The 26,777-nt window shown below is 72.0% G+C and carries 27 protein-coding genes and 1 riboswitch; of the genes, 15 read left to right on the top strand and 12 right to left on the bottom strand.

Annotated elements, in window-relative coordinates; genetic code table 11:
* The first annotated feature begins 447 nt into the window (after positions 1-447).
* The 3 genes from HAV39_RS21285 to HAV39_RS21275 all read left to right on the top strand — a co-directional run bounded on the left by HAV39_RS21285 (position 448) and on the right by HAV39_RS21275 (position 3,474).
* Positions 448-1,062, top strand: coding sequence for a class I SAM-dependent methyltransferase (locus HAV39_RS21285; protein ID WP_239120612.1), 615 nt, complete (start codon positions 448-450; stop codon positions 1,060-1,062).
* Between the two features lie 17 nt (positions 1,063-1,079).
* Positions 1,080-2,789: an ABC-F family ATP-binding cassette domain-containing protein gene (locus tag HAV39_RS21280; RefSeq protein ID WP_191840916.1), complete on the top strand. Its 1,710-nt coding sequence runs from the start codon at positions 1,080-1,082 to the stop codon at positions 2,787-2,789.
* A gap of 91 nt (positions 2,790-2,880) precedes the next feature.
* Positions 2,881-3,474 (top strand): MBL fold metallo-hydrolase, encoded by a 594-nt coding sequence (locus HAV39_RS21275; RefSeq protein WP_191840915.1) that lies wholly within the window; start codon positions 2,881-2,883, stop codon positions 3,472-3,474.
* A 268-nt stretch (positions 3,475-3,742) separates the two neighbouring features.
* Here HAV39_RS21275 and HAV39_RS21270 read toward each other — a convergent pair whose 3' ends face one another.
* Complete coding sequence (locus HAV39_RS21270; protein WP_191840914.1) at positions 3,743-5,065, bottom strand: glycoside hydrolase family 18 protein; 1,323 nt, start codon at positions 5,063-5,065, stop codon at positions 3,743-3,745.
* A gap of 122 nt (positions 5,066-5,187) precedes the next feature.
* Here HAV39_RS21270 and thiE point away from each other — a divergent pair, with 122 nt between their 5' ends.
* From thiE to thiC, 7 genes are all read left to right on the top strand, one after another.
* Positions 5,188-5,814, top strand: a complete 627-nt coding sequence (gene thiE, locus HAV39_RS21265; protein WP_239120613.1) for a thiamine phosphate synthase — start codon at positions 5,188-5,190, stop codon at positions 5,812-5,814.
* 184 nt (positions 5,815-5,998) lie between these two features.
* Positions 5,999-6,111, top strand: a riboswitch (TPP riboswitch).
* Positions 6,105-7,151: a glycine oxidase ThiO gene (gene thiO / locus HAV39_RS21260; RefSeq protein WP_191840913.1), complete on the top strand. Its 1,047-nt coding sequence runs from the start codon at positions 6,105-6,107 to the stop codon at positions 7,149-7,151. Its footprint overlaps the riboswitch before it by 7 nt.
* Positions 7,151-7,351 (top strand): sulfur carrier protein ThiS, encoded by a 201-nt coding sequence (gene thiS, locus HAV39_RS21255; protein WP_373311774.1) that lies wholly within the window; start codon positions 7,151-7,153, stop codon positions 7,349-7,351. The genes thiO and thiS overlap by 1 nt, the downstream gene beginning before the upstream one ends.
* A gap of 5 nt (positions 7,352-7,356) precedes the next feature.
* The gene (locus HAV39_RS21250; protein ID WP_191840912.1) at positions 7,357-8,127 is read left to right on the top strand and encodes a thiazole synthase; all 771 of its coding nucleotides are present in this window, start codon (positions 7,357-7,359) and stop codon (positions 8,125-8,127) included.
* Positions 8,124-8,768, top strand: coding sequence for a thiamine phosphate synthase (locus HAV39_RS21245; RefSeq protein WP_373311775.1), 645 nt, complete (start codon positions 8,124-8,126; stop codon positions 8,766-8,768). The genes HAV39_RS21250 and HAV39_RS21245 overlap by 4 nt, the downstream gene beginning before the upstream one ends.
* Before the next feature lie 22 nt (positions 8,769-8,790).
* The gene (thiD, locus tag HAV39_RS21240) at positions 8,791-9,576 is read left to right on the top strand and encodes a bifunctional hydroxymethylpyrimidine kinase/phosphomethylpyrimidine kinase (protein ID WP_191840910.1); all 786 of its coding nucleotides are present in this window, start codon (positions 8,791-8,793) and stop codon (positions 9,574-9,576) included.
* A gap of 17 nt (positions 9,577-9,593) precedes the next feature.
* Entirely contained in the window at positions 9,594-11,126 is a 1,533-nt protein-coding gene (gene thiC / locus HAV39_RS21235) for a phosphomethylpyrimidine synthase ThiC (protein WP_191840909.1), read from the top strand.
* A gap of 22 nt (positions 11,127-11,148) precedes the next feature.
* On the opposite strand, the gene HAV39_RS21230 is transcribed toward thiC, so the two are convergent.
* The 6 genes from HAV39_RS21230 to HAV39_RS21205 form a co-directional block, all read right to left on the bottom strand.
* Positions 11,149-12,024: a hypothetical protein gene (locus HAV39_RS21230; protein ID WP_191840908.1), complete on the bottom strand. Its 876-nt coding sequence runs from the start codon at positions 12,022-12,024 to the stop codon at positions 11,149-11,151.
* Positions 12,025-12,051: 27 nt separating this feature from the next.
* Positions 12,052-13,140, bottom strand: a complete 1,089-nt coding sequence (locus tag HAV39_RS21225; protein ID WP_191840945.1) for a uroporphyrinogen-III synthase — start codon at positions 13,138-13,140, stop codon at positions 12,052-12,054.
* A gap of 19 nt (positions 13,141-13,159) precedes the next feature.
* Positions 13,160-13,510 (bottom strand): nitrite reductase small subunit NirD, encoded by a 351-nt coding sequence (gene nirD / locus HAV39_RS21220; protein WP_191840907.1) that lies wholly within the window; start codon positions 13,508-13,510, stop codon positions 13,160-13,162.
* Positions 13,507-15,999 carry a nitrite reductase large subunit NirB gene (nirB, locus tag HAV39_RS21215; protein ID WP_191840906.1) on the bottom strand — a complete coding sequence of 831 codons (2,493 nt, stop codon included), beginning with the start codon at positions 15,997-15,999 and terminating at the stop codon, positions 13,507-13,509. The genes nirD and nirB overlap by 4 nt, the downstream gene beginning before the upstream one ends.
* Before the next feature lie 73 nt (positions 16,000-16,072).
* Positions 16,073-17,563: an FAD-dependent oxidoreductase gene (locus HAV39_RS21210; RefSeq protein WP_191840905.1), complete on the bottom strand. Its 1,491-nt coding sequence runs from the start codon at positions 17,561-17,563 to the stop codon at positions 16,073-16,075.
* Positions 17,560-19,701, bottom strand: coding sequence for a molybdopterin oxidoreductase family protein (locus tag HAV39_RS21205; RefSeq protein WP_191840904.1), 2,142 nt, complete (start codon positions 19,699-19,701; stop codon positions 17,560-17,562). Before HAV39_RS21205 ends, HAV39_RS21210 begins: the two co-directional genes overlap by 4 nt.
* A 317-nt stretch (positions 19,702-20,018) precedes the next feature.
* Here HAV39_RS21205 and HAV39_RS21200 point away from each other — a divergent pair, with 317 nt between their 5' ends.
* Both HAV39_RS21200 and HAV39_RS21195 read left to right on the top strand, forming a co-directional pair.
* A complete protein-coding gene (locus HAV39_RS21200) occupies positions 20,019-20,279 on the top strand; it encodes a DUF6364 family protein (RefSeq protein ID WP_120317100.1) in 261 nt (86 codons plus the stop codon).
* Positions 20,269-20,562, top strand: a complete 294-nt coding sequence (locus tag HAV39_RS21195; RefSeq protein ID WP_120317099.1) for a type II toxin-antitoxin system PemK/MazF family toxin — start codon at positions 20,269-20,271, stop codon at positions 20,560-20,562. Before HAV39_RS21200 ends, HAV39_RS21195 begins: the two co-directional genes overlap by 11 nt.
* On the opposite strand, the gene HAV39_RS21190 is transcribed toward HAV39_RS21195, so the two are convergent.
* The 5 genes from HAV39_RS21190 to HAV39_RS21170 form a co-directional block, all read right to left on the bottom strand.
* Entirely contained in the window at positions 20,559-21,059 is a 501-nt protein-coding gene (locus HAV39_RS21190; protein WP_191840902.1) for a MarR family winged helix-turn-helix transcriptional regulator, read from the bottom strand. The genes HAV39_RS21195 and HAV39_RS21190 overlap by 4 nt on opposite strands.
* Before the next feature lie 53 nt (positions 21,060-21,112).
* Positions 21,113-21,706: a malonic semialdehyde reductase gene (locus tag HAV39_RS21185; protein ID WP_191840901.1), complete on the bottom strand. Its 594-nt coding sequence runs from the start codon at positions 21,704-21,706 to the stop codon at positions 21,113-21,115.
* 200 nt (positions 21,707-21,906) lie between these two features.
* Positions 21,907-22,200, bottom strand: a complete 294-nt coding sequence (locus HAV39_RS21180; protein ID WP_191840900.1) for a hypothetical protein — start codon at positions 22,198-22,200, stop codon at positions 21,907-21,909.
* The gene (locus HAV39_RS21175) at positions 22,200-22,559 is read right to left on the bottom strand and encodes an AbrB/MazE/SpoVT family DNA-binding domain-containing protein (RefSeq protein WP_191840899.1); all 360 of its coding nucleotides are present in this window, start codon (positions 22,557-22,559) and stop codon (positions 22,200-22,202) included. Before HAV39_RS21175 ends, HAV39_RS21180 begins: the two co-directional genes overlap by 1 nt.
* Positions 22,560-22,652: 93 nt before the next feature.
* Positions 22,653-23,996, bottom strand: coding sequence for an MFS transporter (locus tag HAV39_RS21170; protein ID WP_191840898.1), 1,344 nt, complete (start codon positions 23,994-23,996; stop codon positions 22,653-22,655).
* 347 nt (positions 23,997-24,343) lie between these two features.
* Between HAV39_RS21170 and rplM the strand changes: the two genes are divergently transcribed.
* The 3 genes from rplM (at position 24,344) to glmM (ending at position 26,777) form a co-directional block, all read left to right on the top strand.
* On the top strand, positions 24,344-24,787 hold the full coding sequence (rplM, locus tag HAV39_RS21165) for a 50S ribosomal protein L13 (RefSeq protein WP_120317096.1): 444 nt from the start codon (positions 24,344-24,346) through the stop codon (positions 24,785-24,787).
* A 20-nt stretch (positions 24,788-24,807) separates the two neighbouring features.
* Complete coding sequence (gene rpsI, locus HAV39_RS21160) at positions 24,808-25,299, top strand: 30S ribosomal protein S9 (protein WP_120317095.1); 492 nt, start codon at positions 24,808-24,810, stop codon at positions 25,297-25,299.
* A gap of 137 nt (positions 25,300-25,436) precedes the next feature.
* Entirely contained in the window at positions 25,437-26,777 is a 1,341-nt protein-coding gene (gene glmM / locus HAV39_RS21155) for a phosphoglucosamine mutase (RefSeq protein ID WP_191840897.1), read from the top strand.

Raw genomic sequence — 26,777 nt, 5'->3', positions numbered from 1 at the left:
GCCGGACCGGGGCCGTCGCNCCGCGCCGGCTGCTGCGGCGGCACGGCCCGCCCGCCGGACCGGCCGGGCGCCGCGCCGCCGGGGCGGCCGGGGACGGCGCCGGGGTGCTCGCGCGGGGGTTTGCGCTCCGCGAACCCGTCGAAGCGGTCGGGGTTCTGCGGCGGCTCGGGTGCGCGGCGTCGACCGGCCCCTCCGGCAGCTCCCGTCCGACTTGGTGACTCAGAGTTATGGGCACTGTCGCGTAGTGACCCGTGCCGACCGGCGCCCGTGTCCCCGGGTAAGCGGGGACCGGGCGTGTCTCGGTCGCGCGGGTCACGACGGGAAGATGGCGGCCAGTCCCCCGAACCGGCGCCGTAGCCGTGAGCCATGTCGCACAGCGTAATGGACGACACAGTCGCCAATAACCCTGCGGGCGTCGAGTCCGTCCGTTCGGGGGAGAATGTGCGGGTGGGCGAGCATTACTTCACTGCGGATCCGGGCGCGTCGGCGCGCCCGCGCGAGGTCGTTTTCACCATCGAGGGACAGGAGTACGACCTGGTAGCAGCTGGTGGTGTGTTCTCCGCCACCCGCCTGGACCCGGGCACGACGGTGCTGTTGAAGAAGGGCGAACTGCCCGCACCGGGCACCGCCGGAAAATTTCTGGACCTGGGCTGCGGGTACGGCCCGATCACCATGGTGCTGGCTACCCGGGCTCCGCAGGCCGAGATCTGGGCGGTCGACGTCAACTCGCGCGCCCGCGACCTCACCGAGGAGAACGCGCAGCGGCTGAAGGTGGCCGACCGGGTGCACGTCGCCGAGCCCGACGGGGTGCCGGCCGGCGTCGAGTTCGCGCAGATCTGGTCCAACCCGCCGATCCGGGTGGGCAAGGAGGAACTGCACCAGCTGCTGCTGCGCTGGCTGCCGCGGCTCGCCCCGGACGGCACGGCCTGGCTCGTCGTCGCCAAGCACAAGGGGGCCGACTCGCTGCAGCAGTGGCTGGCCGCCCAGGGCTGGCAGGCCGACCGGCACGCCAGCGGGTCGGGCTTCCGGGTGCTGAAAGTGACTCGCCCTCAGGCTGTTTGATCAGGCAGTATTCCCGCGTGGGATACGTGGATGTGGCCGGTGTGGCGTACACGCTGCCGGACGGGCGCGAACTCTTCTCCGACGTGTCGTTCCGCGTCGGCGAGGGAGCCAAGGTGGCGCTGGTCGGCCCGAACGGGGCCGGCAAGACGACGCTGCTGCGCATGGTCTCCGGCGACCTGCCGGTGACCACCGGCGGCATCGCGCGTTCGGGCGGCCTCGGGGTGATGCGCCAGTTCATCGGCATGCTGGGCTCCTCGGCCGCGACCGGTGTGCCCGGCGGTGCCGAGATGACCCTGGCCGAGATGGCGCTCAGCCTCGTCGAGCCGCGCCTGCAGGCCGCCGGCGCGCGCCTGGTCAAGGCGGAGCAGGCCATGCGGGTGGCGGACTCGCGAGGCAAGCTGACCAGCAGCGCCCAGCAGGCACAGCTGCGGTACGCCGAGGCGCTGTCGGCGTACGGCGAAGCCGGCGGCTATGAGGCCGAGGTGCTCTTCGACACCGTCGCCACGTCGATCATGGGGCTGTCCTGGGACGAGTGCCGGGACCGGCCGGTGCGCACCCTGTCCGGCGGCCAGCAGAAGCGCTTCGCCCTCGACCTGCTGCTGCGTGGCGACGACGAGGTGCTGCTGCTCGACGAGCCGGACAACTTCCTCGACGTGCCCGCCAAACGCTGGCTGGAGCAGCGGCTGCGCGAGTCGAAGAAGTCAGTGCTGTACGTCTCGCACGACCGGGAGCTGCTCAACCAGACCGCCGACCGGGTGGTCGCGGTCGAGGGCGGCAGCGCCTGGACGCACGTCGGCTCGTTCGCGGCGTGGCACGAGGCCCGGGTCGCCCGGCACGACAGCATGGAGGAGCGCCGCCGCCGCTGGGACGAGGAGCACGAGAAGCTGCGCGCGCTGATGCTGATGTACAAGCAGAAGGCGGCCTACAACGACGGCCTGGCCTCGCGGTATCAGGCCGCGCAGACCCGGTTGCGCAAGTTCGAGGAGGCCGGCCCGCCGCCGCTGCCGCCCAAGGACCAGCAGATCCAGATGCGGCTCAAGGGCTCCCGCACCGGCAAGCGCGCCGTCATCTGCGAGCAGCTGGAGCTGGAGAACCTGACCTTCCCGTTCGACCTGGAACTCTGGTACGGCGACCGCCTGGCGGTGCTCGGCGCGAACGGCACCGGCAAGTCCCACTTCCTGCGCCTGCTGGCCCAGCAGGCGCACGGGGGCGGCGAGGACTCCGGACGCTCGGCCGACGGTGCGGTGCACACGAAGGTCAGGCACAGCGGCGTCGCCCGCCTGGGCGCGCGGGTCGTGCCGGGCCACTTCTCGCAGACCCACGACCGGCCGGACCTGGCCGGCAAGGAGCTGATCGACATCCTGTGGCGCGGCGACACGCACCGGCCGTCGCTGGCCCGCGAGGCCGCGTACAAGGTGCTCGACCGCTACGAGCTGGCCAAGCAGGCTGAGCAGCGCTTCGGCACGCTCTCCGGCGGCCAGCAGGCCCGCTTCCTGGTGCTGCTGCTGGAACTGAGCGGCGTCACCCTGCTGCTGCTCGACGAGCCCACCGACAACCTCGACCTGGCCAGTGCCGAGGCGTTGGAGCAGGGCTTGGCCGGGTTCGAGGGCACCGTCGTCGCGGTCACCCACGACCGCTGGTTCACCCGGGGCTTCGACCGCTTCCTGCTGTTCCAGGCCGACGGGGAGGTCGTCGAGACGCCCGAACCCGTCTGGGACGTCCGCTGACCCAAGCCCCCGCGCGGCGTTGGCACGTTTCCGGCGATCGGTGGCATCCGTGCCACTCGTCAAGATCGGTATGGCCCACCATGATGATCACATGACCGACGCACCCCACGGCCGTGCCGCCGCCCTCCACATCCTGGCCACCGGATACACCACGTCGACCGGCCCCGGCGTGGCCGCGACCGTCTCCCTGGTCGTCGACGGCGACCTGCGCATCGTGTTCGACCCGGGCATGGTCGCGCACGCCGCGGTCATCCCCGATGCGCTCGCCGCGCTCGGGCTGGCGCCGGCCGACGTCACCGACGTCGTGCTCAGCCACCACCACCCGGACAACGTCCTCAACGCCGGGCTGTTCACGGCGGCGCGCATGCACGACCACAAGGCGATCTACCGGGGTCACGAGTGGACCGACCGGGACGCCGAGGGCTACGCGTTCTCCGACTCCGTACGGCTGATCAGCACGCCGGGCCACAGCCACGAGGACATCACCCTGCTCGTCGGCACGCCCGAGGGCGTCGTGGCGCTCGCCGGCGACCTGTGGTGGCGCGCGGACGGACCCGCCGACGACCCGGTCGCGCCGGACCGTGCCCAGCTGCGCGCCAGCCGCGAGCGGGTCCTGGCCGTGGCCGACCGCGTCGTCCCCGGCCACGGTGCGCCGTTCACCCCGAACGGCACCACGCCCCGTTAGATCGCTTCTGCGCACCCCCCGCCCCGGCCGGGTATCCGCAGCGGGACATACCTGCCGAGTGACTTTGCTCTGCACCCAAAGCCTTGCTCTGCACCCACCGGCGCAACAGCCGCGCGGCCCGTTGCGTCGGTGGGTGCAGAGCAAGCGAATGGGTGCAGAGCAAAGTCAAACAGGGGGTATGTCCCCGGCGGGCGGAGCATGGCGGCTGCGGCCGGCACGCCGAGCACGGCGCACCGGTGTCGCGGCGCGGGGTGCGCCCTGCCGCTGGTCAGCTCAGGCCGTTGTGGATCGCGGTGGTGAGTTCGCCGGTCGGGGTGTCGCCGTCGAGGGACCAGGCCATGGTCCCGCCGAGGCCGTTGGCCTTGACGTATGCCGCCTTCTGGGCAATGACCTGCGGGGTGTCGTAGGACCAGAAGGCGCCGCCGCCGTACTTCCAGGACGCGCCCGCGACCGGGTCGTGGAAGACCGTGCCCTGCTTGGCGATGACCTTCTTGTAGTCCTCGACGCCGTCCTCGTAGGTGCCCCGGGCCGGGCCGGTCGCCGGCTGGTAGAGGCCGCTGTTGGCGCTGCCCGCGCCGGCCCAGCCCCGGCCGTAGTACGGGATGCCGATGACGATTTTGCCCGCCGGTGCGCCCTGGGCGCGGTAGGTGTCCACGGCGAGATCCACGCTGAACGGCGACGACGCCGTGGAGTAGAGGTTCGCCTGGTGCCCGGTGACCGGATCCCACGCACCGACCAGGTCGTACCCCTGGACGGTGGCGAAGTCGAGGTAGGAGAACAGCTGCGCGGTCTCGATCCCGGCGTTGATCTTCGCGGGGTCCGCGGGCAGGAACGCGCTGAGCGAGTAGGTCCGCCCGACCTGGGCGCCGTACGCGTCGAGCTGGCTGCGGAACTCGGCGGCCAGCAGCGTGTAGTTGTGCTTGTCCTCGGGCCGGACCACGTTGCCGGTGTCGCCCTCGGACGCGGGCCACTCCCAGTCCAGGTCGAACCCGTCGAACACGCCGGCCGCGCTGCCCACGCCGCCGTGCGGCGAGGTGCCGATGAAGGGCAGGTTGCCCTTGATGAACATGTCGATGCAGCTGGCGACCATCGCCTGGCGCGAGGCCGGGGTGAGGGCCGCGTCGGAGAGGTACTTGGACCAGGTCCAGCCGCCGATCGACAGCTGGATCTTCAGGTGCGGGTACATCGCCTTGAGCTTGCGCAGCTGGTGGAAGTTGCCGGCCAGCGGCTGGCTCACCACGTCGCCGACGCCGTCGACCGACTCGCCCGACTTGAACCGCTTCTGGTAGTCGGCCCAGGCGTCGCCGACGCCCGCCTCGTTCGCCTCGAAGCAGCGGCCGTCGGGGCCGACATTGGCGAACGCGTAGTTGATGTGCGTCAGTTTCGCGGCCATCCCGGCGGTGTGCAGGTTCTTCACCAGGAAGTTGCGGCGGTAGATGCCCCACTGGACGAAGTAGCCGACCTTGACGTAGCCGGCAGCCGCGGCGGCGGCGCCCGCGGTGACGGGTGCGGGGGCGGCCTGAACTGCGGTGGGAGCGACGACCGCGGTGCTGCCCAGGAGGAGGGCGACGAGGGCGAGGCGGGTTCTCATACCGAGTCAAGGTAACTGTAAAGACATTTCACAGAATCAGCGATCTGGATGAGCCGATGTAGACGGCGGCTGTCACGGGAGGGTCCGTCCCATTCACCGACGAGAATCGATAGGGTATGGGCATGGCGCTGGGGAGACTCCATCTGATCACCGACGGCAGGCCCGGCAGGGATCCGGTCGCCCTGGTGCGGGCCGCGTTGCGGGTGGCCACGCCGGACCTGGTCATCCAGTTCCGGCCGGCGGACGACTGGACCGACCGGCTCGCGTACGAGCTGGCCAACCAGATCGTCGCGCTGTGCCGCCCAGCCGGGGTCCCGGTGCTGGTCAACGACCGGCTGCACGTTGCGCTCGCGACCGGGGCCGCCGGTGGCCACGTGGGCGCCGACGATCTGCCGGTGTCGGCGGCCCGGCGGCTGCTCGGCCCGGCGGCGGTGCTCGGCGCGACCTCCCGGCTGCCCGCGACCGCCCTGCGCGCGATCGGCGACGGGGCCGACTACCTGGGGGTCGGGCCCTGCTACGCGACGTCCACGAAGGACGGTCTGCCGGTGTCGATCGGACCTGAGGGCCTGCGTGCGGTGGCCCGGCAGTGCGCGGGCACCCCGATCATCGCCATCGGCGGCATCACCGCCGCCCGCGTGCCCGAGCTGCGGGCAGCCGGAGCCCACGGGGTCGCCGTCATCGGCGCGGTGTCCGACGCGGCCGACCCGTCCCGCGCCGTCGCGGAACTGCTCGCCGCCGTCGCGTCCTGACGCGACGCCTGTCGCGTGTGCGGCGTGCTCGGGACACGTGCCGGCCGCGCCGCCGCGCCGCGGGCCCGGTGTGGCGAGGGTCGCGGCGGGCCGGGCACGGGTTGCCTCCGGCTGCGGACGGGGTTACGCTCCCGGCAGTCGTCACGGACGGCAACACACCTGTAACGCGTGAACCACATTGAACCAAGAACCCCACGGGAGCCCGGTGAACCGGGCTGAGAGGGGAGCTGATCCTCGCTCCCGACCGTAGAACCTGATCCGGGTAATGCCGGCGCAGGGAGGAGGCCGCGGTGGCACCCCTTTCCGTATCCGTCGTCGGCGGCGGCATCATCGGGCTCAGCATCGCCTGGGCATGCGCCCGCCGCGGGCACGCCGTCACCGTGCACGATCCCGCTCCCGGCCGCGGCGCGTCCCACGTCGCGGCGGGCATGCTGGCCCCCGTCGGGGAGTCCTACTTCGGCGAGCGGGAGCTGACCGCGCTGCTGCTGGAGTGCGCCCGGCGCTGGCCGGAGTACGCGGCGGAGCTGGCCGCGGCGACCGGGCACGACCTGGGGCACCGGACCGAGGGCACGTTGCAGGTCGGGCTGACGGCCGACGACCTCGCGCAGCTACGCCGGCTGTGGACGTACCAGCGGGAACTGGGTGCGGAGGTGGTCGCCCTCGACGGCGACGGGCTGCGCGAGCGGGAGCCGCTGCTGCACCCGCGGGCGCGCGGCGTGCTGGTCGAGTCGGACCACCAGGTCGACCCGCGCCGGGTGGTGGCCGCGCTGTGCGAGCTGGTCCCGGTGCGCCGGGAAGTCGTGCACAGCCTGTCCGAGCTGGACGCCGACGTCGTGGTGCTCGCCGCGGGATGCGCCAGCGCCGCGCTGGGCGGGCTGCCGGTGCGGCCGGTGCAGGGTGCGGTGCTGCGGCTGCGCGGCCAGGTCGCGCCCCGCCACGTCATCCGGGGGTACGCCGACGGCCACGCCGTCTACGTGGTGCCCCGCCGCGACGGGGAAGTGCTGGTGGGGGCGACGGTCGAGGAACGGGCCGACGGCCACGCCACCGCGGGCGGCGTACGCGACCTGCTCCGCGCCGCCACCGACCTGGTGCCGGAGCTGGCCGAGCACGCGCTGGTCGAGGTGTCGGTGGGACAGCGGCCCGGCACCGCCGACAACGGACCGATCGTGGGCCAGCTGGCACCGGGTGTGCTGGTCGCCACGGGGCACTACCGGCACGGTGTGCTGGCCGCCCCGTACACCGCGTCAGCCGTCGCCGACCTGGTCGACGGCGCGACGCTGCCCCCGCTGTGGGAACCCTTCACCCCGCAGCGCCTGACCGCCGGAGGTATCGAATGATCACCGTGGTCGTGAACGACACGCCCCGCCCCACCAAGCGCGGCGAGACCGTCGCCGACCTGATGGCCGTGCTCGACGTCCCGCCGCGCGGCGTCGCCGTCGCGGTCAACGGCGAGGTGGTGCGGCGCGCCGACTGGCCCGCGCACCGGCTGCTCGACGGGGACCGGGTCGAGGTCCTCACCGCGGCGCAGGGCGGCTGACCGGCATGGACGACCGGTTCGTACTGGGCGGCGTCGAGTTCGGCTCCCGGCTCATCCTCGGCACCGGCGGCGCGAGCAGCCTGCACTCGCTGGAGCAGGCGCTGCTGGCGGGCGGCACGGAGCTGGTCACCCTGGCACTGCGGCGGATCGACCCCGGCCTGCCGGCCGGGCTGCTCGACGTGCTGGAGCGCTGCGGGGTGCGGCTGCTGCCCAACACGGCGGGCTGCTACACGGCCGCCGACGCGGTGCGCACGGCGCACCTGGCGCGCGACGCCTTCGACACCGACTGGATCAAGCTGGAGGTGATCGGGGACGAGCGCACGCTGCTGCCCGACGCCGTCGAGCTGCTGCGGGCGGCCGAACGGCTGGTCGACGACGGGTTCACCGTGCTGCCGTACACCACCGATGATCCTGTGCTGGCCCGGCGGCTGGCCGACCTGGGCTGCGCCGCGGTGATGCCCGCGGGCGCGCCGATCGGGTCGGGGCTGGGCATCTCGAATCCGCACCACATCGAGCTGATCCGGGAGGCCGTCCGCTGCCCGGTCATCCTCGACGCCGGGATCGGCACCGCCAGCGACGCGGCCCGCGCAATGGAACTGGGCTGCGACGCGGTCCTGCTGGCCAGCGCGGTGACCCGGGCCGCCGACCCGGTGGCGATGGCCACCGCGATGCGCCATGCGGTGCTCGCGGGACGCCTCGCGTCGCAGGCCGGACGTATCCCGGTGCGCCGCCACGCGCTCGCCTCCACGGCCGCGGAGGGGCTGCCGACATGGTGACCGGGCCGCGTTCCGGCGCGGTGCGCGGCGTGGTCGTGGTGACCGACCGCCGCCAGGCGGCACGGCCGCTGGTCGACGTGGTCGCCGGGGCCGTGGCCGGGGGCGCGCGGATCGTGCTGCTGCGGGAGAAGGACCTGCCGCGCACCCAGCGGCTGCGGCTCGCGGCGGCCCTGCGCGAACTGCTCCGGCCCATCGGCGGGCTGCTCATCGTCGCCGGTCAGGACACCCTCGACGGGGAGGCGCTGCACCTGCGCGCGGGCGCGGTCGCCCCGCTGGGACGGCCCCGGCTGGTGGGCCGCTCGTGCCACGACGAGGCGGAACTCGACCGCCTGTCCACCGAGGACTACGTGACGCTGTCGCCCGTCTTTCCGAGCCGCAGCAAGCCCGGTTACGGCCCGCCGCTCGAACCGGCCGGGCTGCGCCGCCTGGCCGCCCGCGCGGGCCGTCCGGTGCTGGCGCTGGGCGGGGTCGAGACACCCGAGCGGGCCGCGGCCTGCCGTGACGTCGGGGTCGCCGGGGTCGCCGTGATGGGTGCGGTGATGCGGGCCGCCGATCCCGCGCAGGCGTACACACGGCTGCGTGCCGCATGGGACGGCGTGTGCGACGGATCATCGCGCGACGGCGGGAGAGTGCTGGCATGAGCGAACGCAGTGAGGAGATGGCATGACCACCCCCTATCTGGCCCTCACCATCGCCGGCTCGGACAGCAGCGGCGGCGCGGGCATCCAGGCCGACCTGAAGACCTTCGCCGCACTGGACTGCTACGGCGCGAGCGTCATCACCGCGGTGACCTCGCAGAACACCAAAGTCATCACGGATGTGCACCCGATGCCGCCCACCGTGGTCGCCGCGCAGCTCGGCGCGATCCTCGACGACATGCCGGTGGCCGCCGTGAAGGTCGGCATGGTCGCCAGCGGGGAGATCGCGGCGACCATCCGGGCCCGCGCCCGCAACGGCGAGCTGCCGAAGATGGTGCTCGACCCGGTGCTGACCGCGTCGACGGGGCGGCGGCTGGGCGTGGTCAGCGCGATCGAGCGGCTGCTGCCGTACGCGACCGTCGTCACGCCGAACATCGACGAGGCGTCGGCGCTGCTCGGCTGGCAGGTCAGCACCCCCGCGGACATGGCCGGCGCGGCGGCGCAGCTGGCCTCGCACGGCCCGGCCTGCGTCGTGGTGACCGGTGGCGACCTGGGCGGCCCGGAGGTCGTGGACGCGGTGTGGACCGCCAACGGGGCGCGTTTCCTGCGCTCGCCGCGCGTGGAGACCCCTAACGACCACGGCACGGGCTGCACCTTCTCGGCCGCGATCGCGGCCCGGCTGGCGCACGGCTACCCGGTCGACGACTCGATCGCCTACGCGAACCGCTATGTCCGCTCGGCGCTGCTGGCGGCGGCGGAGTGGCGGCTCGGCAGCGGAGCCGGTCCGCTGAACCATTTTCCCCGCCTGTAGCTCAAGGAGGCAGCAACATGAGGCGCAAGGTCTACGTATCGGGGTCCCGTCCCGACATCCAGGTGCCGTTCGCCGAGGTCGACCTGACCGACGGCAGCACCCCGGTCCGGCTCTACGACACGTCCGGCCCGGGGGTCTTCGACCACCTGCCGCGCACGAACTGGGTGGCCGACCGCAGGCTCCACGGCGCGCCGGTGACCCAGCTCGGCTGTGCCCGGGCCGGGATCGTCACGCCGGAGATGGAGTACGTGGCCGTGCGCGAGGGCGTCACGCCCGAGCTGGTGCGGGACGAGATCGCGGCCGGCCGGGCGGTGCTGCCCGCGAACGTCAACCACCCCGAGATCGAGCCGATGATCATCGGTAAGGCGTTCCTGGTGAAGGTCAACGCCAACATCGGCACCTCCGCGGTCACCTCCGACGTCGCGGAGGAGGTGGAGAAGCTGACCTGGGCCACCCGCTGGGGCGCCGACACGGTGATGGACCTGTCCACCGGCCCGCGCATCCACGAGACCCGCGAGGCCATCGTGCGCAACTCGGCCGTGCCGATCGGCACCGTGCCGATCTACCAGGCGCTGGAGAAGGTCAAGGGCGATCCGCTCAAGCTGACCTGGGAGATCTACCGCGAGACCATCATCGAGCAGGCCGAGCAGGGCGTGGACTACATGACCGTGCACGCGGGCGTGCTGCTGCGCTACGTGCCGCTGGCGGCGGACCGGGTCACCGGCATCGTCTCGCGCGGCGGCTCCATCATGGCGGCCTGGTGCCTGGCCAAGCACCAGGAGAACTTCCTCTACACCAACTTCGAGGAGCTCTGCGAGATCTTCGCGAAGTACGACATCACCTTCTCACTGGGTGACGGGCTGCGTCCCGGCTCGATCGCCGACGCCAACGACGAGGCCCAGTTCGGCGAGCTGCGTACGCTCGGCGAGCTGACCGAGATCGCGTGGCGGCACGACGTGCAGGTCATGGTCGAGGGTCCGGGACACGTGCCCATGCACAAGATCAAGGAGAACGTGGACCTGCAGCAGGAGGTGTGCCACGAGGCGCCGTTCTACACGCTCGGCCCGCTGACCACCGACATCGCCCCGGCCTACGACCACATCACCAGCGCCATCGGCGCCGCGATGATCGGCATGTACGGCACCGCGATGCTCTGCTACGTCACGCCCAAGGAGCACCTGGGGCTGCCGGACCGCGACGACGTCAAGGCGGGCGTGATCGCGTACAAGATCGCGGCGCACGCCGCGGACCTGGCCAAGGGGCACCCCGGCGCGCAGGCCTGGGACGACGCGCTGTCCAAGGCGCGGTTCGAGTTCCGCTGGGAGGACCAGTTCAACCTGTCGCTGGACCCGGAGACCGCGCGCTCCTATCACGACGCGACGCTGCCCGCGCCGGCCGCGAAGACCGCGCACTTCTGCTCCATGTGCGGCCCGAAGTTCTGCTCCATGCGCATCAGCCAGGAGCTGAAGGAGTACGCCGCCAAGGGCATGGCCGACAAGTCCGCCGAGTTCGTCGCCTCGGGCGGCCAGGTCTACCTCCCCCTCGCCTGACCGGTCCGTCCGCCGTCCCGGGTCAGAGCACCCCGGGGCGGCGGGGGGCCAGGGCGACGACGGAGGAGGCGATCAGGCCGACCACCACGGCGATCATCGCGCCCAGGTAGGCGTCGGCCTGGTCGCTGAGGGCGCGGGAGATGCCGGGGCCGCCGATGACGTACGCCATCGCGACCGGCAGCGGGCCGACCGCCCCGCACAGCGCGATCAGCAGCCGGGACCGGCCCGCGTGCCGGGCGATCAGGGCACAGGCCAGCGCCGCCACCAGGGCGATCACGGGCATCGAGAACGACGCCCGGGGGATCGGCTGCAGGCTGCTGATGTCGAGCACGGCCAGCCGCATCGGGTCGTAGTACGCACCCAGCGCGTCGCGGTTGCGGCCGAAGCCAGTGGTGTCCAGGTAGGACGCGATCGCCAGCAGCCACACCAGGCCGGTGCAGGTCCACAGGTTGGCGGCCAGCGGGCTGCGGCCCACCGCCAGCAGGGCGACGAACAGGCCCGCGACGACTCCCGCGGCCACCGCGATGGCGGCGGTCAGCTCCGGGTCGAAGGTCGCGCTGAGTTTGGCGTACTGCACCGGCTGCAGCGTCAGCGGGAACGCGGCCGCCGCCGCGCCCAGCGCCGCGGCCAGGGCGGTCACGATACGCACCGCCGCGCCGATACGGCGGCGGTCGCGCAGGGCCAACCCGGCCGCGAAGGTGGCTCCACCCGCCACGGCGACGATGGTGAACCACACCACCCAGGTCAGCTGCAGGTTCCAGTCGTTGTCGGCGCCCGCGGTGAACTCGCGGTCCAGGCGTAGCACGTCGAGTCCATAAACGACGCCGACCTGGGCGGCCGCCACCAGCGCCGCCATGCCGAATGCCGCCGCCAGCAGCCTGCCCCAGAAACGCATCACGCGGGGACCATACGTCCGTTGGCGGTTTCAGTCCACCGGCAGCCGGTAGCCCCTTTTGACCACCGTCTGGACGAACGCGGGATCGCCGAGACCGGCGCGCAGCCGGGCCACGGCCATCTCGACGGCGTGCTCGTCGGCACCGCGCGGCAGCGCGGGCAGCAGGGAGGCCCGCGAGCGCACCTTGCCCGGCATCGAGGCCAGTGCCCGCAGCACCGCCATCGGGGCCGGGGCCAGCGGGCGCAACTCGCCGTCCACCATCGCCGCGTGGCCGCGCAGGGTCAGCTGGTGCTCGGCGACCTGCAGCGTGACCGCCCGCCGGGGCAGCTCGTCGGCGATCGCGCGGACCAGCGCGCCCAGCCGGGCCCGCGCCGGGGCGATGACCGGGATACCCTGCCGGATCAGCGGCGCGGCCGTCACCGGCCCGACGCAGGCGGCGATCACGTCGGCCCGCAGCGCCTCCAGGACCGCGTCCCCACCCGGCCCGGCGGCCGCCAGCAGCGCGCCGACGGCCGGGGCCGAGGTGAAGGTGATGGCGTCGACCAGGCGGTTCGACACGAGGTCGACCAGCCGGTGCAGCGGGGCCGAGTCCAGCGGCGGCGCCCAGCGGTAGACCGGCACCTCGATGACGTCGGCGCCGGCGGCGCGCAGCGACGCGCAGAACTCCGGCTGCTGGTCGCCGTGCAGCTGCACGGCCACCGTCTGCCCGCCCACGCCGCGCTTGAGCAGGTGGGCCAGGCACTCGTCGCAGCTCTCCGAGTCCGGCGACCACTGGTCGTGCAGGCCCGCGGCGCGCACCGCACCGCGGGCCTTCGGGCCGCGGGCCACGATGTACGCCTCGGCCAGCACCGTACGCAGCGGGTCGGCCAGCCCCCAGCCCTCGGCGGCCTCCAGCCAGCCGCGCATGCCGATGCCGGTGTTGGCGACCACGACGTCGGGCGGCGTGTCCAGGCAGCGCCGCGTGGCCTCGCGCAGCTGGGAGTCGTCGTGCAACGGCACGATGCGCAGCGCGGGGGCGATGACGACCCGCGCGCCGCGCCGCTCCAGCAGCGCGGCGAGCTCGTCGCGCCGCCGGTCGGCGGTGACCCCGACGGTGAATCCCGCGAGTTCGCTCATGATCGGGTCTCGCCGGGTGTGGTCATGGCCTTTCCACAGCCACTTCGACCAGGTCCCCGTTGCGGCGGATGGGGTACGTCGGCACGGCCACCCCGCGCACGTCCAGGCACTCACCGGTACGCAGGTCGTACACCTGCTTGTGCAGCGGGGACGCGACGGTCGGGGCGTCGCCGCGGGTGCCGACGATGCCGCGCGACATCACCTGCGCGCCCGCGATCGGGTCGCGGTTGCCGATGGCGAACAGCTCGCCGGAGTAGGCACGGAAGATCGCGATCTGGACACCGTCGACGAGTGCGGCGACGCCGCGCTCGGCCTCCAGCCGGGCGTACGAGCAGATCGCCGTCCAGGTGACGGTCATGGTCGCCGTGGTCATCGGGCACCTCCCAGGGTTACCGGCACCGGGCCGCGGGCAGGAACCTTCTGCCCGCGCTCGACCTCGAAGCTGATGTCGGGGTCGGGCGTGCCCGGTGCGTTGACGAACGAGACGAAGCGCGCGAGGCGCTGCGGGTCCTGCAGCGTGGCCTGCCACTCGTCGGCGTACGACCCGACGTGGCGGGCCATCTGCGCGTCGAGTTCCGCGCACAGTCCCAGCGCGTCGTCGACGATGACGGCGCGCAGGTGGTCCAGACCGCCCTCCATCGCCTCCAGCCAGGCGGCGGTGCGCTGCAGCCGGTCGGCGGTGCGGATGTAGTACATGAGGAAGCGGTCGATGGTGCGGATCAGCTCCTCGGTGGTGACGTCGGTGAGGAACAGGTCCGCGTGCCGGGGCCGGAATCCGCCGTTGCCGGCGACGTACAGGTTCCAGCCCTTCTCGGTGGCGATGATGCCGAAGTCCTTGCTGCGGGCCTCGGCGCACTCGCGGGCGCAGCCGCTGACCGCGGATTTGAGCTTGTGCGGGGCGCGCAGGCCCCGGTAGCGCAGCTCCAGCTCGATGGCCAGGCCGACCGAGTCCTGCACGCCGTACCGGCACCAGGTCTCGCCGACGCAGCTCTTCACCGTGCGCAGCGCCTTGCCGTACGCGTGGCCCGACTCGAAGCCCGCGTCGACGAGGCGGTGCCAGATCTGCGGCAGCTGCTCCACCCGCGCGCCGAACAGGTCGATGCGCTGGCCGCCCGTGATCTTCGTGTAGAGCCCGAAGTCGCGGGCCACCTCGCCGATCACGATCAGTTTCTCCGGGGTGATCTCGCCGCCGGGGATGCGCGGCACCACCGAGTACGTGCCGTCGCGCTGGATGTTGGCCAGGAAGTGGTCGTTGGTGTCCTGCAGCGCGGCTTCCTCGCCGTCGAGGATGTAGCCGCTGTTGGTCACGGCCAGGATCGACGCGATCGCGGGTTTGCAGATGTCGCAGCCCCGGCCCGTCCCGTGCGCGGCGACCAGCTCGCTGAACGAGCGGATGCCGCGCACCCGGATGATGTCGAACAGCTCCTGGCGCGAGTAGGTGAAGTGCTCGCACAGCGCCTTGGACTGCGCCACCCCGCCCGCGGCCAGCAGCTGCTTGAGCAGCGGGATGCACGAGCCGCAGCCGGTGCCCGCCTTGGTGCACGCCTTCAGTCCGGGCACGTCGGTGCAGCCGTCGGCGATCGCGTCGGTGATGTGGTCCTTGGTCACCGCGTGGCAGGAGCACACCTGCGCGGTGCCGGGCAGTTCGGCCTTCACCGAGCCGTCCCCGGCCGGGGCGAGCAGCGCCAGCGGCGGCGCGGGCAGCGGCCCGCCGAGCGAGGCCCGCAGCGTCGGGTACGCGCTGGCGTCGCCGACCAGGATGCCGCCGAGCAGGGTCTTCGCGTCGTCGGTGAGCAGCAGCTTGGCATACACGCCGGTGACCTGGTCGGTGACGACCACGTCGAGCCCCTCGGCGAACGGGGCGCCGAAGCTGGCCACGTCCACGCCGAGCAGCTTGAGTTTGGTGGAGGTGTCGGGGCGGGCCATCGTCGCCTCGCCGCCGGTCAGCCGGTCGGCGACCACCTCGGCCATCGCGTAGCCGGGCGCGACCAGGCCGTAGCAGACCCCGCCGGTCTCGTCGAGCGACAGCGCGGCGCACTCGCCGATCGCCCACACCGCCGGGTCGGCGGTCGCGCACGCGGCGTCGACCGTGAAGCCACCGCGCGGGCCGCGGACCAGGCCGGACGGCTCGGCCAGCTCGTCGCGGGGCCGGATGCCCGCGGCGACCACGACCACGTCCACGTCGAGCGAGCCGCCGTCGTTGAACAGCATCCGGCGTACGCCGTCGGCGTCGCCTTCCAGGCCCGCGCAGCCGCGCCCGGTGTGCACGGTGACGCCCAGCGCCTCGATGTGCCGCTTGAGCACCGCGCCGCCGCCCTCGTCCACCTGCAGCGGCATCAGCCGCGGCGCGAACTCGACCACGTGCGTGGTGATGCCGAGCAGCTTCAGCGCGTTGGCGGCCTCCAGGCCGAGCAGACCGCCGCCGAGCACCGCGCCGACTCGCCGTCCGCCCGCGGTCGCCCAGTCCTTGAGCGCCGCGAGGTCGTCGAGGGTGCGGTAGACGAAGACACCGGGCAGGTCGCTCCCCGCGATCGGCGGGACGAACGCCCGCGAGCCGGTGGCCAGCACCAGCGCGTCGTACGGCGTCTCGCCGGAGGCGCTGTGCACGACCTTGCGGTCGCGGTCGATCCCGGTGACGGCCTCGTTCAGCCGCACCGCGACCCCGTCGGGCGCGCCGCCCAGGTGCAGCGCCCCGGCGTCGTAGTCGTCGAACCAGGCCGACAGCCGCACCCGGTCGTACGCCGGGCGGTCCTCCTCGGCGAGCACGGTCACCGACCAGCCCTCGGCGGCCCGCTCGGCGAACGCCTCCAGGAACCGCTGCGCCACCATGCCGTACCCGGCGACCACAAGCTTCTTCGTCATGCCGTCACCTCGCTGCGCTCGGCTCCGTCATGCCTTTCGGGCCGCATGATGAGCTCACTGCGTTCGCTCATGTTCAGGACACCCCCACACTGTCCGAGGTCGACAGCCACCCGACGATGCCGTCAACCGCGTCCTTGCAGCTGCCGCAGCCGGTGGTGGCGCGCGTACGGGCGACGACGTCGTCGAGCGAGCGGGCGCCGGAGCGCCAGCAGCGCACCAGCGCGCCCTTGGTGACCGTGTTGCACTGGCACACGGTGGCGTTGTCGGGCATGAGCGCGGGCGTGGTCGTGGCGACCGGCGCCTCCACGCCGCCCAGGGACCGCCCGAGCAGCAGGGCGCGCCGGTCGCGCGGCACCAGGCCCCTGCGGTCGAAGAGCTGGATGACCTGGCCGACGCTGGGGTTGTCGCCCAGCATCACCGCGCCGGTCAGCCGGTCGTCGCGGATGACCAGGCGGGCGTACGTGCCCCGGGCCGGGTCGGCGAAGCTGACGTCCTCGCAGCTGGAGTCGGGTTGCAGGCTGCCCATCGCGGCCAGGTCGATGCCGGAGGCCTTGAGCCGGGTGACCGGCGAACTCGGCACGTACACGGCGTCGGGGTCGGCCCCGGTGAGCCGGGCGGCCAGCACCCTGGCCTGCTCCCAGGCCGGGGCGACCAGCCCGCCGACGACCTCGCCGAACTGGGCGCAGTCGCCGATGGCCGACACCCGCCGGTCGGAGGTGGCCAGCCGCTCGTCGATGACGATCCCGCGCTCCACCCGCAGCCCCGCCGCGCGGGCCAGACCGGTCTCGGCGCGCACCCCGCAGGCCAGCACCAGCAGGTCGGCGCGCAGGTTGCGGTCGTCCAGCCGCAGCGTCACCCCGTCGTCGTCGGCGCTCACCCCGGTCGCCGACGAGGCCAGGTGCACGGCCACGCCCAGCTCGGCGAGGGTGCGCACCAGGACGGCGCTGGCACCCTGGTCGAGCTGCCGCTCCATCAGGTGGCCGACGCCGTGCACGACCTCGACGGCCAGCCCGCGTCCGGCCAGCCCGCGGGCGGCCTCCAGGCCGAGCAGCCCGCCGCCGAGCACGAGCGCGGTGCGCGCGCCCTGGGCGGCGTCGAGGATGCGGCGGCAGTCCTCCAGCGTGCGGAAGGTGGCCACGCGCGGGTGCGGCTGCGCCAGCCCCGGGATCGGCGGCACGATCGCCTGCGACCCGGTGGCCAGCACCAGGTGGTCGTAGGTCAGTTCCTCGCCGTCGTCGAGGGTGACGCTGCGGGCGGCCCGGTCGATGCCGGTGACGGTGACCCCGGTCCGGGTCTTCACCCCGTGTCCGGCGGCCTCGGTCAGCGTGATGTCGGTTTCGCCGTGCTTGCCGGCCAGCACGCTGGACAGCAGGATGCGGTTGTAGGCCCGGTGCGGCTCGGCGCCGAGCACGGTGACCTCGACGCCGGAGGAGGCTGACAGCTCCGTCGCCAGCCGGGCGCCGGCCATGCCGTACCCGATGACGATCACGTGGTGGGGGGAGGTGCGGGGTCGGTCGGCAGGCGGCAGGGCCGAGCCATGCCGCGCGGTGTTGCCAGCGTTCATGGTGTCACCGGCTCGATTCGTACGGCACAGACCTTGAACTCCGGCATCCGCGAGATCGGGTCCAACGCGTCGCCGGTGAGCGAGTTGGCCCGGCCCGTGCCGGAGTAGTGGAAGGGCGCGAAGAGGGTGTCGGGTCGGATCGTGGTGACGACGCGGGCGGGCGCGGTCATCTCGCCGCGGCGGCTGAGCACCCGGACCGGGTCGCCGTCGTCGATGCCGAGCCGCTCGGCCAGATCCGGGTGCAGCTCGACGAACGGCCCGCCGGGCAGCGCCGCGATGCGGCGGGTCTGCGCGCCGGACTGGTACTGCGCCAGGACCCGCCCCGTGGTGAGGTAGAGCGGGTACTCGGCGTCGATCTCCTCGGCCACCGGCCGGTGCTCCACCGCGATCATGCGGGCGCGACCGTCCGGGGTCGGGAAGCCTTCTTCGAAGAGCCGCGGCGTGCCTGCCCGGTCCGCCGCGGGGCAGGGCCAGAAAACGCCGTTCTCGGCGTCCACCCGCTCCCACGTGACGCCTGCGTAATCGGCCACCCCGCCGGCGGTGGCCCGCCGCAGCTCCTCGAAGACGGCGTACGGCTCGGCGGAGAACCCGCCGGACCGCTCGCCACCGGTGACGGAGCGACCGTCCCCGGTTCGGCCGAGCCGGGAGGCCAGCTCGGCCATCACCGCCAGATCCGTCCCTATCCCTGGCGGTGGCTTGCGAAGAGCCCGGCGCCGCAGCACCCGGCCCTCCAGATTGGTCATGGTCCCGTCTTCCTCAGCCCACTGTGCCACGGGGAGCACCACATCGGCGATCGCGGCCGTCTCGCTGAGGAAGAAATCGCAGACGACCAGCAGGTCCAGCGACTTCAGCCGCTCGGTGATCCGGGCCGCGCGGGGCGCGGAGACCACCGGGTTGGAGCCGAAGACCAGCATCGCCTTCGGCCCGCCGGGCTGGCCGAGCGCGTCGAGCAGCTCGTACGCGGACAGGCCGGGACCGGGAATGCTGTCGGGGTCGACGCCCCACACGCCGGCGACGTGCGCCCGCGCGGCCGGGTCGTCGATCTTCCGGTAGCCGGGCAGTTGGTCGGCCTTCTGCCCGTGCTCGCGGCCGCCCTGGCCGTTGCCCTGCCCGGTGAGGCAGCCGTAGCCGGACCCGGGCCGCCCCGGCAGGCCGAGGGCCAGCGCCAGGTTGATGAAAGCGGTGACCGTGTCGACGCCCTTGGCGTGCTGCTCGGCGCCGCGCGCGGTCAGGATGATCGCCCGGTCGGCGGCGGCCAGCGCCCGCGCGGTGGCTTCCAGGTCGGCGACGGGCACTCCGGTGAGCAGTTCCACCCGGGCGGGCCAGTAGCCGGCGACGGTCTTGCGGACCGCGTCCCAGCCGGTGGTGCGCTCGGCGAGGTAGGCCGGGTCGGTCAGGCCCTCGGCGACCACGATGTGCAGCAGGCCCAGCGCCAGCGCCAGGTCGGTGCCGGGGGTGGGCTGCAGGTGCAGGGTGGCCGCGCGCGCGGTCGGTGTGGCCCGCGGATCCACCACGATCTGGGTGCCGCCGCGCTGGCGCTGCTCGGTGAGGTAGCGGGCGAAGGGCGGCATGGTCTCGGCGACGTTGGCGCCGATCAGCAGCAGGGTGTCGGCCTCGGCGATGTCGGCCATCGGGAACGGCAGCCCGCGGTCGATGCCGAAGGACCGGTTGCCGGCGGCCGCCGCCGAGCTCATGCAGAACCGGCCGTTGTAGTCGATGTTGGCGGTGCGCAGCGCGACCCGGGCGAACTTGCCCAGCGTGTACGCCTTCTCGTTGGTGAGCCCGCCGCCGCCGAACACGGCGACCGCGTCGCGCCCGTGCGCGTCCTGCACCCGGCGGACGCCGTCGACGATGAAGTCGTACGCCTCGTCCCAGGTCGCCGGCTGTCCCTCGACCAGCGGGGTGGTCAGCCGCTCCGGGTGGTCCAGCAGCTCGGCCGAGGTCCAGCCCTTCTGGCAGAGCCCGCCGCGGTTGGTGGGGAAGTCGCGGGCGGCGACCTCGACCCGGCCCTGCGGGGTCTCGCGCAGCGTCATCCCGCACTGCAGCGCGCAGTACGGGCAGTGGGTGGCGACCTCACGCGCGGATTCGAGCAACGGCAATGCCGTGACTCGAGTGGCGGGTGGGGCCGAAGGCGTCATGTGCGAAATCCTGCGGTCCAGGAGTTTCGCTGCGGCGTCCCCCGTGTTTCCAACCTGCTAAGAGCGGCGCACGTCGCCCGCGAATGCGCTGTTGGTGACGGTGGCCACCCCGAAGGGCCCGCCGGAGAAGGCGTTTTACGGGCTCGGCCGTCCAGTGATGGCGATGATCGTCCGAATGGTTGATTATCGCATCCGGGCGCTTACGGTTACGATGACGTCACAGTGCGTAAAACTGCTCAGAATGGGCCATTTTCACTCACGCAACTGGCATGAAGAACAGGATGACTCGTGGTCACACCGGGCGTAATCTAATCGGCATGACTGCCAAAGTAACGCTGTCCTTCACGGACGAGACGATTGAGGAAGCGCGCCGGTACGCCGAGCGCGACGGGCTGTCGCTGTCGGCTTGGATGGACCAGGCCGCGCGGGAGAAGGCCCTGCGGGAGTTATTCACCGCGCATGCCGACGTGGTGCGCCGGGCGGGCACCGACCGGCTGGAGAAGAACGCGCTGGACGATGAGCGCGAAGTCGAATTGGTACGCCTGGAACTGTCAGGACGGGGGCGGCGTGCTGCGTAGAGGCGAGATCTGGCGTATCGACGGAGCCCGGGAAAGGCTCGGCCTGGTCATCAGCTCGGATGTGTACAACAGCACCGATGTGCCGATCGTCATCGTCGCGGAGGTCGTCGAGGAGGACGAGCTCCGCGACTCGCCGCTGGCGGTGCCGATGGGCGAGCTGATCATCATGCCCGACCGGGTGTCGTCACCCATGAAGAAGTGGTTCACCGACATGGTGGACGTCGTCGACACCGACACGATGCGCAGGGTCGGCCGGGCCTTGCGCATCATCCAGGACCTCTAACATTCGCCCTCGTCCTTGGGGCACTGCTCCCGCATCGAGGTGTGCAGCGGGGTGAAGATCTCCGTCAACTGCGCCAGCTGCGCCGGGGTCAGCCGGTCGATGAAGATCGCCCGGACGAGCTCCACGTGATGCGGCGCGACCCGCTGGATCGTCTCCCACCCCTCGTCGGTGAGCACGGCGAACTGTCCCCGCCGGTCGGACGGGCAGCTCTGCCGGCGCACCAGCCCCGCCCGCTCCATCCGGGTGATCTGGTGTGACAGCCGGCTCTTCTCCAGCAGCATCGCCTGGGCCAGCTCCGACATGCGCAGGCGCCGGTCGGGCGCCTCGGAGAGGCTCACCAGCACGCCGTAGTCGGTGCCCGAGAGGTCGTGCTGCGTCATCCCGCGTTCTAGCTCTGCCATCACCAGCTTCGCGGTGGTGATGAAACTGCGCCATGCCGCCTGCTCCGGCTCGGTCAGCCAGGGGACGGCCGTCGTCTGGGTTGCGGTGGTCGCCATGAATCACACCCTAGAGGGGTGGGGACAGAGGTCCCCACCCCTCATCGTCTCTATCAGGCCGTCTTTACGACATCGTCGTAGTCGAGCCGGGGGTTGCGGTCGAACCAGGCGCCCTCGCCCGGCTTGCCGATGTTCACCACGGCCAGCACCTTGTGCTCGCCGTCGGCGAAGAACTCCTTCTCGATGCCGGCCGCGTCGAAGCCGGTCATCGGGCCGGCGGCCAGCCCGGCCGCGCGCACGCCCAGGATGAAGTAGCCCACCTGCAGCGCGGCGTTGAACTGCGCCGTGTTGGCGCGGGCCGCGTCGTCACCGGTGAACCAGTCACGGATGCCGGGGGCGTGCGGGAACAGGTCGGGCAGCTTGTCGTGGAAGTTGGTGTCGGCGGCGAGGATCGCCACCAGCGGAGCCTTGCCGGTCTTCGCCTTGTTGCCGTCGGCCATCTGGTCGACCAGGCGCTCGCGGGCCTGCTCGGAGCGCACCAGCACCACCCGCAGCGGCTGCATGTTGAGCGAGGTCGGCGCGTACTTGACCAGGTCGTAGATCGCCCGCACCTGCTCGTCGGTCACCGGCTCGTCGGTGAAGGTGTTGGCGGTGCGCGCGCTGCGGAACAGCAGTTCCTGCGCGTGGTTGTCGAGAACGAGCGACATTGTGTTTCCTCCGAAGTCGGTCTGGCTCTGTCAGCCACCTGTCACCAACTTTGGTGAACCTTCAACTATTTCGCAAGGGACCACGCTGTGGCGTACCCGACACCGCACCCACCTTGAACAGCGGATTTGCAAGGCAGGTGGGCATATCCACGGTCAAGATACGCCCACCTGCCCGGCACCTCGGATGATCGAGGAACAGGTCACGGTCGGCCGAAGATGTCGTGCGAGCCGATGCGGCGCCAGATGATGTGCGGACCGGGCCGGTCCGGCAGCTCCGCGCCGTACTGGAAGGTGGCGCGCCCGTCCGGCGCCCAGGTCAGCTCCCAGATGTCGTCGTGGCCGACCATCTTCTTCACCCGCAGCCCTTTGCGGAACTCCCCGGTCCTCAGGTCGTGCACGAAGTGGCCGACCGCCTGCCGGAAGAGCGCCTTCTCGGCCTCGGTCAGGCGCTTGTAGTCGTGGAAGAAGCTGTCCAGCTGGTCGTGCGTCGGCATCAGGCGTCGTCCAGCGAGGCCAGGAACTCCTCGTCGCTGCCGAACCGGGTGTACCGCCCCGCCGCGAGGTCGGCGTCGGCCTCGGCCTCGCGGGCCTGCCACTGCGGTGAGTGGAACCACTCCTGATCACGCGGGACCAGAGCGGCGGGTGTGAGCACGATGCTGCCGTCACGCACGGAGACGATCACCTGGTCGCCCTCCGCCAGGTCCAGCTGATCGCGTACCGCCTGCGGGATGGTGACGCCGCCTTTGGCCCGCAGGGTGGCGGTGAGGCCGCGCGTGCGGGCGGCACGCCGCTCGGCTCGGCTCGTCCCGGCGCGGTCGGATTCGGCGGCCTGTTCGTGCTGGACATCGCTCATTCTGAAATTCTGACAGACGGAAAATCCATCCGGTAGTGGATGAGAATGCCCCGACCCCGGAGGCGGCCGGGGTCGGGGGCAGGGGTGGAAGGGTCAGACGCCCGCGTGGGCGAGGCTGGGGGACTGGGTCACCAGGACGCGCCGGCGCAGGTAGCACCACCAGGTGACGGCCAGGCAGGTGCCGTACATCACGGCGAACCAGCCGAAGGCGGTGCCGATGCCGCCGGTCGCGTTGATCGAGTCGCTGATGGCCCGGGGCAGGTAGAAGCCGCCCAGCGCGCCGACCGCGCCGGCGATGCCCAGCGTGGCCGCGGACTCCCGCTTCGCGGTGGCGAGGTCGGCCGAGGTGGCCGCGAAGATCGCCGGGATCATGCGGTAGGTCGACCCGTTGCCCGCGCCGGCCGCCGTGAACAGCAGCAGGAACGCGCCGAGGAAGCCGGCCATGCTCTTGGCCTGGACCGCCGTGATGACGCCGTACGAGCCGAGGCCCATCACCACGAAGCAGGCCGCGGTGACCCGGGCGCCGCCGATCTTGTCCGACAGCCAGCCGCCGAACGGGCGGGCCAGCGAGCCGACCATCGGGCCGGTGAACGCCAGGGTGATCGTCGCCGCGCCCAGGTGAGCGGTGGGTGCCTGCGGGAACTGCAGCTTGAGCACGAGCGGGAAGGCGGCGGAGTAACCCAGGAACGAGCCGAAGGTGCCGATGTAGAGGAAGGACATGATCCACGTGTGCGCCCGCTTGACCGTGGCGAACTGCGCCTTCAGCGGCGACTTCGCCACCTCGAGGTTGTTCATGAACAGGCGGGCGCAGAGCGCGGCGGCCAGCACCAGCGGCAGCCACATGAGCCCGCCGTACACCAGCCCGAACGACAGTGCGATCGGCACCACCAGCTGCATCACGCTGATGCCGAGGTTGCCGCCGGCCGCGTTCAGGCCGAGCGCGACGCCCTTCTCCTTCTCCGGGTAGAAGAAGGAGATGTTCGTCATGGAGGAGGCGAAGTTGCCGCCGCCCAGGCCGGCGGTGGCGGCGACGAGCAGCACCGCCCAGTACGGCGGCTTGGCGGTGACCGCGAACACCATGCCCGCGATCGGGATCAGCAGCAGCAGCGCGCTGATCATGGTCCAGGTGCGCCCGCCGAACCGGGTCACCGCGAAGGTGTACGGGATGCGCATCAGCGCCCCGATCAGGTTCGGCAGCGCGACCAGCCAGAACTTCTGGTCGACGGTGAACGGGAAGGTGGTGGCGGGCATCGCCACCACCACGACGCTCCAGAGCGTCCACACCGAGAAGCCCAGGTGCTCGGCGAAGATGGAGAAGACCAGGTTCCGCCGGGCGACACGGCGGCCGGTGGAGGCCCAGAACTGCGGGTCCTCGGGGTCCCAGTTGCTGATCGCGGCGGGCTTCGATGCCGGCGGCGCAGGCGCGATGGCGGTCATGACCAGCAAATTACGAACGTGTGATTGCCATGATGTTCCGATGCCCGTACCCGTGGTGTGAACCCTGCCGCACCGCGCGACCTCGATCGCTGTGAGCAGCGGGCGCGGAAACGGACATCGAACGGCATATCACAGGGTATGCAGGCCGTTTTGACCTCGCCGGGAGGCACCGGGTATCGTTAGCGGCTGTTGTGCGAGAGGTGGCGTCGAGCCGGTAGTCCTGATGCTCAGGTAGGCTTGTCGTTCGCGCGCCGGTCCGTTTGCGACCGGCCGGCATCGCAGAATCCGTTGATCGTGGGCAGGTTCGCCCGCGGTCACACAGACCTACGACGAGACAAGGTAGACCTGTGCGTACGTACAGCCCGAAGCCGGGTGAGATCGAGCGTCAGTGGCACGTTATCGACGCTTCTGACGTCGTGCTGGGCCGGCTCGCCACCCACACCGCCAATCTTCTGCGCGGTAAGCACAAGCCGACTTTCGCGCCGCACGTCGACACCGGCGACTTTGTGGTCATCATCAACGCCGGCAAGGTTGCCCTGACCGGCAACAAGCGCGCGACCAAGATCGCTTACCGGCACTCCGGTTACCCGGGTGGTCTGAAGCAGGTCGGCTACGAGGAGCTGCTCACCAAGCGCCCCGAGAAGGCGATCGAGCTGGCCGTCAAGGGAATGATCCCCCACAACCGGCTGGGCCGTCAGATCATGTCCAAGCTGAAGGTCTACGCTGGCGCGGAGCACCCGCACGCGGCTCAGCAGCCGGTGCCGTTCGAGATCAAGCAGATCGCGCAGTGAGCGCGGACGAAGGAATCACCATGACCGACACTTCCGTGCCGACCCAGGCCGTGGTCGAGGCCGAGGCCGAGGCCTCGGTCGCCACCGCCGTCGCTGTCAAGCCGGCCACCCCGAAGTTCAAGGGCGACCGGCCGATCCAGACCGTTGGCCGCCGCAAGCAGGCCATCGTCCGGGTGCGCCTGATCCCCGGCTCCGGCAAGATCACCTGCAACGGCCGTGACCTGGAGAAGTACTTCCCCAGCAAGGTCGCGCAGCAGTCGGTGCGGGAGCCGCTGGTGACCGCGGAGAAGACCGAGGGCCTCGACATCATCGCCAACCTGACCGGTGGCGGTATCAGCGGCCAGGCCGGCGCGCTGCGTCTGGCCATCGCGCGGGCGCTGTGCGAGCTCGACATCGACGACCGCCCGGCGCTGAAGAAGGCCGGCTTCCTCACTCGTGACGCCCGCGTCACCGAGAGCAAGAAGTACGGTCTGAAGAAGGCCCGTAAGGCCCCGCAGTACTCCAAGCGTTGATCGCTGTCTACTGATCGGCCGGGCACGCTCCTGCTTCACGGCGGGGTGGCGTGCCCGGCCTTTCGACTTTGGTCCCTCATCCGGGGTCCGGGTCGGCTTGAACCCCTCCTTTCGCACCCCACAGAAAGGGCCACCGAATGGCACGCCTTTTCGGCACCGACGGCGTACGCGGTCTGGCCAACGCGGACCTCAGCCCCGAACTCGCCCTCTCGCTGGCTGTCGCCGCGGCGCACACCCTGCCCGACCCCGACCGTGAGCAGCCGCCGCTGGTGGTGGTCGGCCGCGACCCCCGCGCCAGCGGGGAGATGCTCGAGGCGGCCGTGGTCGCGGGCCTGGCCAGCGCCGGTGCGAACGTGGTGCGGGTCGGCGTGCTGCCGACGCCCGGCGTGGCGTACCTCACCGCCGAGGTGCGGGCCGACTTCGGCGTGATGATCTCCGCCAGCCACAACCCGATGCCGGACAACGGCATCAAGTTCTTCGCCGCCGGTGGGCACAAGCTGACCGACGAGCAGGAGGACGCCATCGAGGCCGCGCTCGGCGCGACCTGGACGCGCCCCACCGGCGCGGCGGTCGGCCGGGTGCACGACCTGCTCGACGGCGCCGAGCACTACACGACGCACCTGGTGGAGGCCACCGGCCACCCGCTCGCCGGGCTCAAGGTAGTGGTCGACTGCGCGCACGGCGCGGCCAGCGACGTGGCGCCCGACGCCTTCCGCGGGGCCGGGGCCGAGGTGATCGCCATCAACGCCGAGCCGGACGGGCTCAACATCAACGACGAGTGCGGCGCCACGCACCTGGGGCCGCTGATGGCGGCCGTGGTCGAGCACGGCGCGCACCTGGGCATCGCGGTCGACGGTGACGCCGACCGGTGCCTGGCGGTCGACGCGTCCGGGACCGAGGTGGACGGCGACCAGATCATGGCGATCCTCGCGCTGGCCATGCGCGACGCCGGCACGCTGGTCAACGACACCCTGGTCGCGACGGTCATGAGCAACCTCGGGCTGCGCATCGCCATGCGCGAGGCCGGCATCACCCTGGTCGAGACGAAGGTCGGCGACCGGTACGTGCTGGAGGAGCTGCGGGCCGGCGGCTTCAGCCTGGGTGGCGAGCAGAGCGGCCACGTCGTCTTCACCGAGCACGCGACCACGGGCGACGGTGTGCTCACCGGCCTGCGGCTGCTGGCCCGGGTGGCGCAGACCGGCAAGTCCCTGGCCGAGCTGGCCGCCGTGGTGAACCGGCTGCCGCAGGTGCTGATCAACGTACGGGTGGCCGACAAGGCCGTGGCCCGCGCCCCGGAGATCCTCGCCGCGGTCGCCGCGGCCGAGGCGCAGCTCAGCGGCACCGGCCGGGTGCTGCTGCGCCCGTCGGGCACCGAGCAGTTGGTCCGGGTGATGGTCGAGGCCTCCGGTGAGGACATCGCGCAGAAGATCGCCGAGGACATCGCCGCCGACGTGCGGGCGGCCAGCCCGGCGGCGTGA

It is taken from the genome of Catellatospora chokoriensis (assembly GCF_011297315.1).
In the GTDB taxonomy this organism is placed as follows: Bacteria; Actinomycetota; Actinomycetes; order Mycobacteriales; family Micromonosporaceae; genus Catellatospora; species Catellatospora citrea.
This window is presented reverse-complemented; position numbering and strand designations above follow the sequence as displayed.

Coding starts and splice junctions, on each gene's coding strand:
- thiE (WP_239120613.1), top strand. CDS start 5,188: ATGGCGCTGGGGAGACTCCATCTGATCACCGACGGCAGGCCCGGCAGG.
- HAV39_RS21190 (WP_191840902.1), bottom strand. CDS start 21,059: ATGGCGACCACCGCAACCCAGACGACGGCCGTCCCCTGGCTGACCGAG.
- HAV39_RS21200 (WP_120317100.1), top strand. CDS start 20,019: ATGACTGCCAAAGTAACGCTGTCCTTCACGGACGAGACGATTGAGGAA.
- HAV39_RS21205 (WP_191840904.1), bottom strand. CDS start 19,701: ATGACGCCTTCGGCCCCACCCGCCACTCGAGTCACGGCATTGCCGTTG.
- HAV39_RS21180 (WP_191840900.1), bottom strand. CDS start 22,200: ATGCCGACGCACGACCAGCTGGACAGCTTCTTCCACGACTACAAGCGC.
- HAV39_RS21250 (WP_191840912.1), top strand. CDS start 7,357: ATGGACGACCGGTTCGTACTGGGCGGCGTCGAGTTCGGCTCCCGGCTC.
- HAV39_RS21185 (WP_191840901.1), bottom strand. CDS start 21,706: ATGTCGCTCGTTCTCGACAACCACGCGCAGGAACTGCTGTTCCGCAGC.
- HAV39_RS21210 (WP_191840905.1), bottom strand. CDS start 17,563: ATGAACGCTGGCAACACCGCGCGGCATGGCTCGGCCCTGCCGCCTGCC.
- thiD (WP_191840910.1), top strand. CDS start 8,791: ATGACCACCCCCTATCTGGCCCTCACCATCGCCGGCTCGGACAGCAGC.
- nirB (WP_191840906.1), bottom strand. CDS start 15,999: ATGACGAAGAAGCTTGTGGTCGCCGGGTACGGCATGGTGGCGCAGCGG.
- HAV39_RS21270 (WP_191840914.1), bottom strand. CDS start 5,065: ATGAGAACCCGCCTCGCCCTCGTCGCCCTCCTCCTGGGCAGCACCGCG.
- thiC (WP_191840909.1), top strand. CDS start 9,594: ATGAGGCGCAAGGTCTACGTATCGGGGTCCCGTCCCGACATCCAGGTG.
- rpsI (WP_120317095.1), top strand. CDS start 24,808: ATGACCGACACTTCCGTGCCGACCCAGGCCGTGGTCGAGGCCGAGGCC.
- HAV39_RS21175 (WP_191840899.1), bottom strand. CDS start 22,559: ATGAGCGATGTCCAGCACGAACAGGCCGCCGAATCCGACCGCGCCGGG.
- HAV39_RS21170 (WP_191840898.1), bottom strand. CDS start 23,996: ATGACCGCCATCGCGCCTGCGCCGCCGGCATCGAAGCCCGCCGCGATC.
- glmM (WP_191840897.1), top strand. CDS start 25,437: ATGGCACGCCTTTTCGGCACCGACGGCGTACGCGGTCTGGCCAACGCG.
- HAV39_RS21275 (WP_191840915.1), top strand. CDS start 2,881: ATGACCGACGCACCCCACGGCCGTGCCGCCGCCCTCCACATCCTGGCC.
- nirD (WP_191840907.1), bottom strand. CDS start 13,510: ATGACCACGGCGACCATGACCGTCACCTGGACGGCGATCTGCTCGTAC.